Source organism: Janthinobacterium sp. BCJ23 (assembly GCF_059617945.1).
Window position 1 is genome coordinate 39,158 of sequence record NZ_JCAQAW010000007.1, and the last position, 14,473, is coordinate 53,630.

Sequence of the window (14,473 nt, forward strand, 5' to 3'; positions counted from 1 at the left end):
GCCCCTCATGCATGGCTGGCCAATGCCACCAGCCGCACCTGGTCGAGCAGCCGTTCCTCTTCATCCGTATCGGCATCGATTTGCGTGACCACGGTCCAGAATCGCGCGCAGGTCCTGATCTGCTCGAAAGCATGGCGCGTCTCAAGCCGCACCATGGTTTTTCTCAAGCTGTGCAGATAGCCTTCCTCGATGGACTCGAGCAAGGCGTCATCGGCAGCGTCGATCAGATCGAGCAGCGCGCCTTCTATCGTTGCATGCCCCTCTTCCCATAGTTGGCCGATTTCCGGCACATCGACTTCCATGCACTCGTTCGACCAGTCCGGCGGGTAATCACCACGCTCCCGGTTATCGGGGGCGGTGTCAAAACTCAGCGAAAGGGACGGGAACGATACGGCGTTGAAGGCAAAGGCTGAAAATGCCTGGTCCTTGAATGGGGACGCACCGAGCAGTGCCAACGATGCAGTGGCCAGCCTGAGCCAGGTTGCTTCAACGTCATAGGCCGTTTCAAACGTTTGCCAATCTGGCAGCGAATCGGGAGTCAGGGACATGGCGGGCCTGTCGAAAAAGAATAGCGGTGGATAGTGCGAGGAATTATACGTGGCACAGCCAAGGCGGCAGGCGGTGGTGCGTGAACAGTGCGGACGATGCCGGGAGCACAAACCGGTGACTCAGAGCGGCCCTTCATCGTCAGCGCGGCGAAAAAAAAGACCGCACCCGCCTAGGGAGCCGGGGCCAGGTCGGATATGCAGATAGAAACTATTTCTTAGGCTGGGACAGGGTCGCCTATGAGAGATATCGCTAACGTTCAGCCTTAGCCGAGATCTGCAAGGGACGCATCCATCAAATGCCACGTCACATCGTCGTCTGGCAAATCGAGCAGCCAGTCGCGGCGCGGTCGCGGGAACGGCGCGCCTTGGGTCAGCCACGCCTGGCGCCAGTACTGGTTGACGATCGCCTGCAGCGGATGGTCGGCCGCCACCCACGGTTGCCAGACGCCGCTGACCGGACAGGCCTGGTCGCAAGCGCAGCTCAACCATGGCTCGGGCCGCGCCACCTCGCGCAGCAAGCCGTGCACCGCGCGCGGTTCCACTGCCCCATGGTTGTGCCGTATCGTCAGACACTGTTCCCATATCACGGGGCCGTAACGGCTCTTGCCATCGGTATCGAGCACGCTGAAATGGCGGAACTCTTCGCCTTCACCGAACAGCCAGGCCGGTTCCGTCAAACCCTGCCCAGCGACAGGTTGCCAATATGCGGAAAATGGCGCGGTCGGCGCGTCGCTGTGCAAGCCGGTGGGACGCAGGGCATAGCCGGCGGCCAGGAAATATGGTTTTTGCAACAGCGAGGCGGCGCTTGGCTTCGGGATGACTGGCGGTGGGCGCACACCCTTGGCTTCATGCAGCAAGGTATCCCTGTCGCCATTCCAGGGTGGCAGGTCGGCGGGGGGCAGTGGCAATACCTTGTCCAGATTAGGAAAGCGCGCATTGGGATTGAATCCCAGTTCACGATTAAGTACGGCATAACGTTCGCCGCGAGCTTTGTCCACGTATGGCGCCAGCATATCGGCAAGATCAAAAGGAGAACCGAATTCAATTGCCAATGCGCTCGCACATTCTGCGCAGCCAAACTTGACTCCCTCATGCAATACATTTAGAGCACGCTGTTTGGTTGCAGGAGTTCGATCGCCAATCTCATCGCCATTTGCAGCTCTTGGTATTGCATACAAATAGTGCAGGTTAAACGCAGCAGGCCCATATCCTTGAGAAAGCGCACACGCCATCATTTTTATCGCTACAGGAATATTGGCCCAATATCCAGGAATAGCACCGTCTGTTCCCGCTCTTAATTTTTCTCCTAAAAATGCCATCGCCTGAGGATTTCCCATGACAGCCGCCTTTTGCCAGAAGGCATAAGCCCGGGTGGTATCGCCTGTCACACCCGTACTGTTCGCATAATACGTTCCCATCCGGTCGTAGGCCGCCGGTATGCCCAGCCGCATCGCCTTTTCCACCAGTTGCACCGCTTCTTCCTCACCATTTAAAGGATCGCGTCCTTCCACATACAGGCTGGCCAGATTGAGCATCGCCTTCCAGTGCAAACGCTGCGCCGCCTGACGCGTCAGATCGATGATTTTTTTATAATCGCGGTCTTCCACAAAAATTTCAGGATCTTCCAAGGCGCGTGCTTCGAGAAACCAGTCCTCGGCTTGCGCATCGATGGGCGGCACCTTGTTCGATTCGATTTCACAAATGAAATCAGGGACATGCGGATTGAAGAGGGGCAGGCTTTGGTTGCGTGGCAAGACTTCTTCTTTGTCGTTTGGCATTTTGCAGGCGAATAAAGGGATATACAGGAGAACTACCAATACGGAACATGGCAGACGAATGAATATATTTTGATACTGTTTCATGCTCACCCCAGACGTATAGTAGAACTTCGGCTATCTTCTAATGGCAACAAAAAACCAATCATTTTTTTTAATTTTGCTCCGCCTTGTTTTGCCAGCTTTTTCGTTCGATTGGCTTTCATTAAGTTTCCCCACTTTTCAAAGGCATCCACAATCTCCCCCTTCGTCCCACCCCCGCCATCGACCAGTCCGCCGCTAAGCATGCGCCACACCCGCTTGCGCAAGTCCCGAGCCACGCGATGATCGACGGTGGCGATATTGATTTCGCTGTCGACGGCCATGCTGCGCTGATTCAGGTTGGCGCTGCCCAAGGTCATGAACACGTCGTCGACCAGCATCAGTTTGGAATGGATGTAGATTTCACGGTAGCGCCAGCGGTCGTTATCGAACGCGCTGACATTGAGCATGGCCACCGACACCTTCAGCCCGAATTCGCTTTCAAGCGTCATCACGCCGGGTTTGTTGATGCCGTTGGAATGCCGCACCACGTCGGGCAACTTGACTTCCGCCTCGGTGGAAATGCCGAACCCTGCCCTGACACGCCGGGTTTTCGGTCGCTTGTTGTAGTCGTCGATCATGGTATTTTGCCCTGTCATGCCATCGTGCTGCCCCAGCGCCGCCAGCGTGTCGTGGGTGCGCGGCACCATCTGCGCCCGCTCCGGCACCGGGATGACGATGAATACGTGCATGACGGGCATATCACGCATGGTCTTGCCCGCTTTCACGCTGCCGGCCTTCCAGGCGGCAACCACCTTCTTGCGCTCGGCAAGCAAGTGCGCGGCCCAATCTTCATACTGGAAATACTGGTTTTCCACATACAGGTAGCCGGCCGCCAGGCTGGCCTGGGTCACGGCGCGAAAGTAGGTTTCCTTGATGGTTTTGTCCTGCTCCTCGGGCTGCGTCAGGACGATCTGCACGGTAGAGTCGTCCGGCCCGGCCTCGCGCAACAGCCGCGCCGGTGGGCTGCCACATGGCAACTCCTGGCTAACACATTCGGTGGAAGCCGAACGCGTGCGGTCGTCGATAGCGCGATCCCATGCCTTCACGAAATTGTTATAGAGCGCGATGAGCGCCTTGCCGCCGTCGATGCGGCAGGCGTAATCCTGATAGGGCTTCAAGGTGGCGAACCCGCCGTCCGCGGCCATTCCCTGCAAACACTCGCGCCGCTCGTTGACGCCGCCCTGTTCGCGGCGCGTATCGTCGAGCAGATGGGCCGTCGTGTCCCAATAATCGGTCACAGAGTTCAGGCCCATCACGTAACCGACGGCCTTGCCCCCCTCTTCGTGGTCGAAATCGATCAGGACCGGCTTCTGGTGGTGCGTGCCCAGGTATTGCATGCCGGGCTTCTCGATTTCCCCCATCGTCAAGCCGCGCGGCTGGTTGATTTCGGTCGAGATACTCTTGCTGATTGCGCCGCTGTCGCCGTGGCGCAAACGAATCGTGATACCACTCAGCATGCCCTTAAACGCCGCCACATACCAGTTGTAGCAATATTCTTCACGCGCCAGCATCGGAATATCCTCGGGGCGGACTCTATCGCCCCTGAAACCGCCGCTGAACATCGCTTTCCTGGCGACCGCGTCCTGCAACATCGCCAGGCTGGCTTTGGCGCTGATGTCGTCGGCGCGCTGTCCATCGGTTTTCCATGGCGAGGTGCCGTGCGAATGGCCCGGCATATTGTGCACCATCGGCGAACCGATCCGGTCATGCCAGATCAGCAGGCGCACCCTGACGTGACGCCGTGCGGCGGCGATCAGCAAGTCGCCAAAAGTTTCGCCACGCGGCCAGGTCGCGCCGTTGCCGCGCACCAGTTCCATGCCCGGGTCGAAGCCCCAGCAGCACAGGTCGACCGAATGTTTAGCCTTGGCGATCTCCGCGGCGATGTCGGCAAACGCTTCCTGTCCGCAAATGAACAGCGCCAACTTGTTGTTGTGCGTAATCGGATGAGTGGCCTTGTCCTTCAGGTTGCGGTTTTCCAGCAGCCACTGGAGCGAACTGGTCGCGCTGCGGCCGACTTCGTCGATATGGGTCGTTTCGATGCGGCCGCTCGATTCCGGCATGGCGCTCTCCAGTCAGTGTCGTGCATCATTGAACCCAGCGGCCATCGGCGGTGTCGTCGAACGCGCGCAAACCGCGGTTCGACAGCTTCTGTTCACCATCCACCGCCGCGTTCGGGGCGAAGCGTGCGCTGGCCTGCAATGAAAACTCTTCACCATTGCCAAGGACGACACGGTAGCGCGGCGTGCCGTCCTGATGCGCGATCAGGATGCGGCCGAATTCGTCGGTCAAGCCGCGTTCGACTTCGGCGTCTCCCTTGTACAGCGTGTACGGCACGTGCGCGTATTGACCACCATCCGCATGGGCCTGGATCGTATGCTGCAATTGCCCCGCTACCGGCGCGATGGGCGGTTCCAGCTCCGGTTGCGGCCGGTTCTTGGGTGCCAGCGTTTCCAGGTTTCCATGGAACAGCGTCGGCGACGCGGTAAAAAACTGCACCTTGTCGCTAATTTCAAGCATGCAATTGGCACCATGCAGGCGCACGCCTTTGCGGCCGCGAATATCCACCCAGTCGGTCTGGCTGATCAATTCCAGAACCTTGTTGGCGACGATATCGACCGCATCGGTTTGCGCCGCGATCTGCACCGGGCCAGCTGCGGCGATCAGTTTCATGCCAGCCTTGTGGACGAACAGGCGGAACGCCGCGCCGATGCTGGCGAACAGGCCGCCGCCGGCCGCCAGCGACAGGTCGCACCCGGTCGTCAGCGCGGTGTGCTCGGCGCTGGCGATGTGCGTCGATTGCGCGGTCGTCGTTTCGATACCGGCCGGACTGGCCAGCACCAGATGCGGCTTAGATAATTCGGGAAACGCGTTTTCGCCATTGCCGCCACCACCCTTGATCCCGGCATGCTGAGCGTTCAGCACATCGGCGGCGGCGCCCTGCTGGGCGGCGCTTTCTTGCGCACCGTAATGCTGCGCCAAGGCGGCAAGCGCCTTGTGCCGCTCAGCAGCCTCAGCCAACCGGCGCAAGGTTTCATCCATGCTCTTGATATGAGAGCCGGCACCGGGGCGCGCTTCGGTGGTCAGCAACATGCCGCGGCCGGCGCGCGCCACGCCCCAGGCGTCTGACGCCAGTTCCCAGCCCTCGCCACGCGCATCCTTGCGCCCGTTGGCGTCTTCGATGCGGCTGATGCAGCCGAGCGACAATTGGCTGTGCTGATGATCGCTTTTCAGTTGCACCTGGATGCGCTGGTGCGTGTCGTCGAGCACCAACTGGTTGCCGCGCACGCCGTAGCCGCCGCCAGGCATCAGCTCGGCGCTGCGCCAGCCCCCAAGCATGCGTTGCCCCGGCAAATTCCACGGCGGCGCATGCTTGCCGTTGTACACCGCGCCGACAATGACGGGACGGTCGATATTGCCGTCGAGAAACTGGATCAGCACTTCCTGGCCAATGCGCGGCAACGCGATCTGACCGAATGCCTGGCCCGCCCATGGCGTCATGACCCTGATCCATGGCGAACTGCCCGCGTCGAACTTGCCCAGCCGGTCCCAGTGAAATTGCACCTTCACCCGGCCCAGACCGTCGGTATGGATGGTTTCGCCTGCCGGCCCGGTGACAATCGCCGTCTGCACGCCGGGCAACGTGCAAGGCGTGCTGTTGAACTGTCGCCCCGGATACCAGCGGACGCTCTTGCGGATGCAGCTAAAACGGTTTTCATAATGCGACTTCGCGCCCGTGCCTGCCTGGTAATTGTTACTGGCGATATGATCGACCGACAGGATCAGGTATTCGCGCGAGCCGATGTCCGGGCACGCCGGTTCACCTCTGGCCGGCATGGATTGCTTGCCGCTGAAGTGTCCGCCCAACGTGAAACTGCGTCCGGCCTGGACGCAGCGGTGATTGCCGCCAGCGTCGAAGTATTGCACCCGGCAGTTATTCTCCTCCAGGCGGCGTTGCGCCAGCGCTTCGCCGTCGCCCATGTCGGTATAGCCATAGCCGGTGTCCTGATACAGTTCATGGGCAAACACGTCGCCCTGCTGGTGCAGCGCATGGCCGCTGGCGCGGCTGGCATACGGCTGCTTGTAGTTGAAGCTGGCCAACGTGAGCGAGCCTGAAGCGATCTTCCGTATTGCCTGCCAATCGCGTATGCCGTCGCGCTCCAGCGAGCCCGCGTCGCCGCGAAACATCATTTCGTCGGCTTCGCTGGCATCGTGGTCGCCTGGGTCGATGCTGTCGCTCAGCCAGGTATTGTCGCCCAAACAGAGCGTATGACCGTCGGCGCGATGTTCATACCAATAGTGGATACCCTGGTCTTCCCAGCGCCGGTGCAGATGGTTGTAATCGGTTTCATTATGCTGGTTGGCGCAACTTAGTATCGCTTTTTCCTCATGCAGCCGGTTTTGCCAGTCGCGCTGCAAATAGTGATCGAAGGTCGTTTCGCTGATGTCGATGACCGTGCGTTCGTGGAACGAGACGTTGTCCATGCGCAGCCTGGACAACGCCAGCCAGGGTTGCAGCACCATCTGGTAGAACGCGAAACCGCCATCGCTGCGCAACAAGCGAAATTCGCCGACATAACCATTAAAATAGCGCAAGCTGCCGTCATCGCGCACCATCGAAATCGTGACCATCCGGCCCATCATCGCTGTCAAGGGGACGTGGAGATTGTCGGACAGCAGTTCGGCCTCGAACCAGAAGTCGCGTGACATTTCCTCGTGTGCCCGCAAGCTGTTGACCAGCAGCGCGGTATCGGGCGGACCATCGTTGCGCGGAAAATCCATGCGCAGCAAGCGGCTGTCCTGGACTCGCCAGCTCGCTCCGAAAAGGCGCGCCAGATCGGCTGCCAGCTCGCCATCATCCATTTTTCCTCCGTCGGATAGTTCCCCTAACCCATGCTAACCATGGTGAACGCTGGCATATTGATGGAACTCAAACTAGTTGCCCATACGCAAAAAAGCCGCATCAGCCCTGCGGCGGATGCGGCTTTCATTTCAACCAAGAAAGATTATTTCTTGGCGGCTTTCGGATACTTGATGCTCATTTCCTGCAACAGGTTATCCGCGTGGTCCACTTCCTTCATCACCCACAGCATGTAGCGGATGTCGAGGTGGATGGCGCGCGTGATGGCCGTGTCGAAGTACCAGTCCTTGGTGATCGATTCATACGTCGAATCGAAGTTCAGGCCGATCAGCTCGCCGCGCTTGTTCATCACGGCCGAGCCGGAATTGCCGCCCGTGGTGTCGGCGCTGGTGAGGAAGTTGACGGGAACCGTGCCCAGTACCGGGTCGCGGAACTGCCCGTAGCGCTTTTGCTTGACGGCGTCGATCAGTCCTTGCGGCGCTTCGAACGGGGCCTTGCCAGTGACTTTCTCGACGATACCTTCCACGGTCGTGAACGGTCCCTTGGTCAGGCCGTCGCGCGGCGAGTATGGCGAGACGGTGCCGTACGTCACGCGCAAGGTCGAGTTGGCGTCAGGATAGACAGGTTTGCCTTGCGACTTCTTCCACGCGATCACGGCTTGCATGTATTGCGGAATCACGCGTTCCAGGTTGCCGTCGATTTCCTTGCGGCGCTCTTCCAGCGCCACGTCCACCGGATGCAGCTTGATAGCCAGTTGCATGAAGGCATCGTCGGACTGGGCAACGGCGGCCTGGTCCTTTTCCAGCCAGGCCAGGCGCTTGGCCGTGTCAGCCAGTTGCGTCTGCTGGTACATGGCCGCCACGGCGCCTGGGGCCGGCAGCAGCGCGTCCAGGCCTTGCGGATGGCTCTTCGCCGCCAGTTGCGCGTAACGCTTCAGGCCAGCTTCAAAACGCGCCTGGTCGACCTTGTTGACGTACGACTGCTCCAAGCGGGCCAGACGGGCCTTGATGAAGGCCAGGTCGCGCTGCTGGAAGCCCGATTCGCGCTCGGCATCCGCTTTCTGGCGCTCCAGCGACAAACGGTAGATGGTGCGCGCGCTTTTCAGCAAATCGCTGTTGGTGGCCACGCTCCAGGCGAACTCTTCTTCGCTCAAGGCCATGTCGCTGGCGATCGCCGCGTCCAGTTCGGCCAGCAGGGTCGGCGAGACGTTCGGCTGTTTCGCGTACCAGGCGCGGAACTCGGCATCCTGCACGTCCTTGATGGCGGCGATGTCCTTGCGCGCGAAACCGTCGAGCAAGCCCTGGGTTTTCTTCAGCACGTTGTTGATGCTTTTCACCACGCTCGCATAGCGCACGGCAGCGGCCGCGTCACCATTGGTGGCATCGGCCATCACGGCCAGGTCCGCTTGCAGTTCCGATACTTTCAGCGGGAAAGCCGTATCGCGCGCAAAACGGATTTCCGCCGGCAGCTTGTAGCGGCTGGTGCGGCCTGGATAACCCGCCAGCAAGATGCCGTCACCGGCCTTCAAGCCCTCGGCCGAGACCACCAGGAAATCCTTCGATTTGTACGGCACGTTGTCGGGCGACGGGTCGGCCGGACGGCCATCCTTGCCCACGTAGGCGCGCAGGAACGAGTAGTCGCCCGTGTGGCGCGGCCATTCGTAGTTGTCGATATCGCCGCCAAAGTTGCCGATCTTGTCCGATGGCGCGTACACCAGGCGCACGTCGCGTATCATCATCTGGCGGATGCGGTAGTACTCGAGGCCGCGGTGGAAGGCGGGCACGGAGCAGCGGTACATCTTGTCCGTTTCGCATTCGGCGATCAAGTCCTTGACGCGCTTTTCCACGGCTTCGTGGCGCGCGCGGCCGCTCATGTCGGCCGTCAAGCCTTTCAGCACGCGGTCGCTGACGTTCTCCACCTTGTCCGTCACATACACGAGGCTGTTCGGACCGCCCGGCAGCTCTGCGGCGCGCGTCTTGGCCAGGAAGCCGTTGGTGATGTAATTGTGTTCCGGTGTGGAATTGCGCTGCACGGCGCCATACGCGCAGTGGTGGTTCGTCACCACCAGGCCGGCGTCGGAGACGAAAGCGGCCGAGCAGCCACCGAGCGACACGATGGCGCTCATCGGGTGTTTGCTCAGGTCAGCCAGTTTTTCTGCAGGAATTTCGATACCGACCCGTTTCAGTTCGGCTTTCAGCTGTGGCAGTTGGTGTGGTTGCCATTGCCCTTCGTCGGCGTGTGCGCCGGCGAACGCGCCCAACAAGGCGACTGGTAAAACGATTGTTTTGAACAAGATATGCCCCTCCATAAAAGCAGGCGAAAGTATAGCCTGTCCAGGCGAGCTGAGTCGGCAAAAATTAACCGATTACAATTTCTGTATCAGGCGGCCGGCCGCCCCACTCCCTGCAGGGGAATCTGCAAGGCCAAGCGGCAGCCGGCGCCCGATGCCGGCAAGCCCACCTCGAAGTGGCCGCCCAGCGCCGTCACCCGTTCGGCGATGCCGATCAGGCCAAAACACTGTTTCTTGCGTTGCTGCTGCGGCGTGATGCCGATGCCGTTGTCGCTGATGGCTACGTACACGGCGCAGGCATCCGAACTGAGTTCGATCTCGACCTGGCTGGCCTCGGCATGGCGCATGACGTTGCTCAGCGCTTCCTGCACGATGCGGAACAGCACGATCTCGGCCTGGCTGCCGATGGCGGCAAACAGCGCCTCGTCGCGGATCAGCAGGCGGCAAGCAACACCGCTGCGCTTGCGGAAGTCGCCCACCTGCCATTCGATGGCGGCCTGCAAGCCCAGGTCCAGCGCCATCGGACGCAGCTCGTTGATGATGCCGCGCACGCTCTTGATGGTGGTATCGACATTGCTGAGCACGGCGCCGACCCGGCGGTGCAGGCGCGGATGGGAACCTTCGGTGCGCGCGCTGAGCATGGAAATATCGATGCGCAGCGCCAGCAGGTTTTGCCCCAGTTCATCGTGGATATCGCGCGAAATGCGCTTGCGCTCGTCTTCCTTGGCCGTTTCCAGGTGCAGCGCCAGCTGGCGCAGCTGCGCGTGCGACTGGCGCAGGGCGCCATCCATCAACTTGCGTTCGGTAATGTCCGTGTGCGCCACCACCACGCGCAGCGGCCCTTCGCCGAGGAAACGGCTGACCCTGGCCTGCGACCAGCGGGGGCCTGAGCGCGTGATAAATTCATATTCGAGCGCAAACGTGTCGGCACGGCCGGCAATGACGGAGCGGATGCCGGCGGCCAGCTCGCGTCCGGCGCTGCGCTGCCAGCGCGGGTCCGTCTCGCAAAACTCCAGGTAATGCAGCGGTTTTTGCATCTGCCCGACAAAATCCAGGCACGCCTGGTTGGCATGCGCGACGCTGCCCGCCTGGTCCAGCACCAGCACCCGGTCCGTCAGCGAATCGATGGTGGCATGAAAGAAACGCTCGGCATCGCGCAAGGCTTCCTGGGCCCGCTCACGCTGCTGCACTTCCAGCTGCAGATGCTGGTTGGCGTGCAGCAATTCGGCCGTGCGGTCGATGACCCGCTGGTCCAGCTCGCGGTGCAGTTCGCGCAAGTCCGCCTCGGCCAGCTTGCGCTCGGTGATATCGGAAAACACGCCGACAAAATGACTGATGGTGCCGTCCGCCATGCGCATGGGCGTGATCGACAGCGATTCCACGAAGCGCTCGCCATTCTTGCGCCGGTTCACCAGTTCGCCATACCAGCTGCCATCCCGGTGCAGGCTGCGCCACATGGCTTCATAGAAATGCGGCAAATGCGTGCCGCCGCCGAGGAAGGATGGATCGCGCCCGATGGCTTCCTCGGCCTGGTAGCCGGTGATGGTGGTGAAGGCGGGGTTGACGGAAATGATGCGGTTGTCGCTGTCCGTCACCAGCACGCCTTCGCGGATGCTGTCGAGGATGACGAAGGCGCGCCGCAAGGCCGATTCGCGCGCGTGCTCGTCGCCCAGGTCCGTCACCAGCATGCGCGCCGTGGCGCTGTCCGCGTCGAAATTGGCTTCGATGCGCACCATGCCGCCCATGCCGCCCGCCTCGCCTTCGAACAGTTGCGCCTCAAGTACTTGGCGCGCGCCGCTCGTAAAGACGGCGTCGAGGAAGCGGCGGAAGCTGCCTTGCGCCTGGGGCGCGACGAATTGCTCGAAACGCCGCCCAAGCAGCTGGTTCTTGTCGCGCTGCAGCAAGCCGCAGGCCGCCACGTTGACACGCGTGACGACACCCTCGGGCGCCAGCGAAAAGTAGCTGACGGGCGCCTGTTCATACAGCTGCGCATAACGGTCGCGGCTGCTTTCATATTCATTCTTCAGCTGTTCCAGCTCGGCCAGGGCCGCGCTCTGCATTTCCAGCTCGATCTGGCTGACCTGCAACTCATGCAGCTGGCGTATCACCTCTTCATTCGACTGCGGCGCCACCACGGACTGGCGCTGCTGCGCCGCCAATTGCTCGGCCTGCTCTCTCAGCCTGGCCGGCCCGCTACCGTCGTCGAATGGTTCGCTCATGACGCGCTCTCTCCTGCTTTCCCGTCCGCCGCGGCGCCGGACTGAATCTGGCGTAACTGGGCTTCCAATACCTTTGACTCGGTAATGTTAATAAAGGTCACCACTACGCCATCGATAACATTTTCCACCGTGCGGTACGGCATGATGCGCACGTTGTACCAGCGCCCGTTCTTGGTCTGCACCTGCCGTTCGCAAAACACCAGGCTGCGGATGACTTCCAGTGCGTCCGCCTCCAGGTTCGGGTAGGCCAGGTCGTTGACGATGTCGCTGAGCGGGCGGCGCAAGTCCGTCTGGATCAGCTTGTAGATTTGCGTGGCCGGCGCCGTGAAGCGGCGGATGCGCAGCTCGCTGTCGAGGAAGATGGTGGCGATATCGGTACTATTGAGCAGGTTTTTCATGTCACTGTTGACCAGCGACAAATCGTCGACCTTCGATTGCAACTCGGCATTGACCGTGTACAACTCTTCATTAAGCGACTGCATCTCTTCCTTCGAAGTGGTCAGCTCTTCGTTCGCAGATTGCAACTCTTCATTGGTCGACTGCAATTCCTCGTTGGCCGATTTCAATTCTTCGCGCGAGGTCTGCATTTCGTCGCGCACGGCCTGGATTTCATTGCGTGCCTGGATCAGCTGCTGCTCCAGTTCCAGCACCTTGGGGCTCGGCGAGCGGCCCCGGCGCGGGATAGCCGCCAGCGGTACGCTGGCAAACGTGACGAAGACCATGCCGCGCAGCTCTTCGGGCTGAAGCAAGGCTTCCGCTGTCAAATCCACGCCATGCCCCTGTCCTGCATGATCCTTGAGCACCAGGCCATTCAGGCGTACCAGGCTGTCGCTTTGCAGCGCCTGCTTGATCAGGCCCGCCAGCTCGTAACGCAAGCCATCGCGCGCCATCGCGTGGATATTCCAGTTGGCCTTGCCTGCCGCCGGTTCCAGGAAGGAACCCGTGCGCCCGTTGATATACAGGATGTCCCCATCCTGGTTCAGCAGCACGGCCGCAGGCGAATATTTTTGGAGCAATAATTGCTCGACATGGGATTGAATTTTTCCGGGCATGCTGACTTCTCTCGTGTCGCTGGGGGGAGGAGGAGTGGCCGACGACACTTTCGTGGGAAAGTACGTCAGCAAGCGCTGGCGCGCCATGTTGTCGAGACGGCGGTACAGCCGGGTCGATGTCGTCAGCGGCGCGAACAGCTCGGAAAAATGACCGGGCGTGTCGGCGCTGCCCAACAGCAAAACGCCATCGCGGTTCAAGGCGTAATGAAACAGGGGAATTAAACGCTGCTGCAACTTGGCATTGAGGTAAATCAAGAGGTTACGGCAACACAGGATATCGAGCTTGGTGAACGGCGGGTCCGAAATAATGTTTTGCTGGGCAAAGATGATCATGTTGCGGACCTCTTTCCTGACCAGGTAATCGTTCTTGTCCTGCAAGAAAAACCGTTCCAGGCGCTCGGTCGACACATCGCTGCTGATCGTTGTCGGAAACCGGCCCTGGCGCGCGCGATCGATGGCGTCGGCCGACAGGTCGGTGGCAAAAATCTGCAGGCTGTACTTCGACGGCGGGTTGCTGCCGGCTACCACCTCTTGGAACACCATGGCCAGCGAATACGCTTCCTCTCCCGTGGAACAGGCAGGAATCCAGGCCTTGAACGCGCGCCCGTCAGGGTTAGCCGCCAGCATTTGCGGCAAGACCACCATCTTCAGGTATTCCCACACCTTGGGGTCGCGGAAAAAATTCGTCACGCCGATCAGCAACTCCTTGAACAACAGGTCGATTTCCGCAGGATTGTTGCGCAGATAGGGAATGTACTCTTCCATCGATATCATCTGGTACAAGCTCATGCGGCGCTCGATGCGGCGCAGGATCGTATTGATCTTGTAGTCCGAGAAGCTGTTGCCCGTATGTTCGGACAGCAAGGCGACAATTTCCTGCAAGGAATTGCGTCCACTCGGCGCCTTGCCCGGCAACTCCAGAAAGCTGCTGCGAAACAGGTAACTGACGATCTTTTCGGGCATCTTGTCGGGAAAATCGACAAGGTCCACCGCGTCGGCGGCGATGGCGCTTTGCGGCATCATGTCGAACCTGGCCGTATCGGGATGCTGCGCCAGGGTCAGGCCGCCCGCCTGCTTGATGGCCTGCAAGCCGCGCGTCCCGTCGCTGCCCATGCCGGACAGAATCACGCCCACGGCCAGTTCGCCCAGCTCGGCCGCCAGGCTTTCGAAGAAAGCATTGATGGGCAAGCGGTGTCCGCGTAGCTGCAGCGGTTCGCTGAGCAGGAACCGTCCCTTCGACAGGCCCAGGTCGGCATTCGACGGAATCACATAGATATGGTTGGGCCGCAATGCCGCATGGTGCGTGATTTCCGTGACAGGCATGCTGGTGGCCCGCTGCAACAGTTCCGGCAACAGGGCTTTTTGCGTGGGATCAAGGTGCTGGATCACCACATAGGCGATGCCGCTTTCCGGCGGCACATGGGTCAGGAAAGCGACAATAGGGTCGAGTCCGCCAGCGGAAGCGCCAATGGCCACCACGGGAAAACCGATGGTGGGCGCTTCGGCAGGCAGGCTGGCCAGACTGATTTTGCTGCGTTTGCGGGTTATCATCGTCTGCTAGAAACCAGCCTCGGCAAACCTTGCCATGGCCGGCAATTGATAATCTTGCATTCTAGCACTCAAGGCGCGCATGAAAACGCGAATTTG

7 protein-coding genes are annotated in these 14,473 nt (G+C 60.5%); all 7 read right to left on the minus strand.

Translation table 11 applies throughout. The features are described from left to right. Window positions 1–5: 5 nt before the first annotated feature. The 7 genes from AC54AG_RS20420 to AC54AG_RS20450 all read right to left on the minus strand — a co-directional run bounded on the left by AC54AG_RS20420 (window position 6) and on the right by AC54AG_RS20450 (window position 14,377). Window positions 6–548, minus strand: a complete 543-nt coding sequence (locus AC54AG_RS20420; RefSeq protein WP_331777962.1) for a hypothetical protein — start codon at window positions 546–548, stop codon at window positions 6–8. A gap of 263 nt (window positions 549–811) precedes the next feature. Then, window positions 812–2,410 (minus strand): tetratricopeptide repeat protein, encoded by a 1,599-nt coding sequence (locus tag AC54AG_RS20425; protein WP_331777963.1) that lies wholly within the window; start codon window positions 2,408–2,410, stop codon window positions 812–814. Window positions 2,411–2,412: 2 nt separating this feature from the next. Further along, window positions 2,413–4,467, minus strand: coding sequence for a phospholipase D-like domain-containing protein (locus AC54AG_RS20430; RefSeq protein WP_331777964.1), 2,055 nt, complete (start codon window positions 4,465–4,467; stop codon window positions 2,413–2,415). 25 nt (window positions 4,468–4,492) lie between these two features. Continuing rightward, window positions 4,493–7,267, minus strand: coding sequence for a type VI secretion system Vgr family protein (locus tag AC54AG_RS20435; RefSeq protein ID WP_331777965.1), 2,775 nt, complete (start codon window positions 7,265–7,267; stop codon window positions 4,493–4,495). Between the two features lie 143 nt (window positions 7,268–7,410). Next, a complete protein-coding gene (locus AC54AG_RS20440; protein ID WP_496631453.1) occupies window positions 7,411–9,558 on the minus strand; it encodes a S46 family peptidase in 2,148 nt (715 codons plus the stop codon). Window positions 9,559–9,644: 86 nt separating this feature from the next. Next, a complete protein-coding gene (locus tag AC54AG_RS20445; protein ID WP_496631454.1) occupies window positions 9,645–11,774 on the minus strand; it encodes a PAS domain-containing sensor histidine kinase in 2,130 nt (709 codons plus the stop codon). Next, window positions 11,771–14,377: a chemotaxis protein CheB gene (locus AC54AG_RS20450; RefSeq protein WP_070302131.1), complete on the minus strand. Its 2,607-nt coding sequence runs from the start codon at window positions 14,375–14,377 to the stop codon at window positions 11,771–11,773. Before AC54AG_RS20450 ends, AC54AG_RS20445 begins: the two co-directional genes overlap by 4 nt. Between the last annotated feature and the right edge of the window lie 96 nt (window positions 14,378–14,473).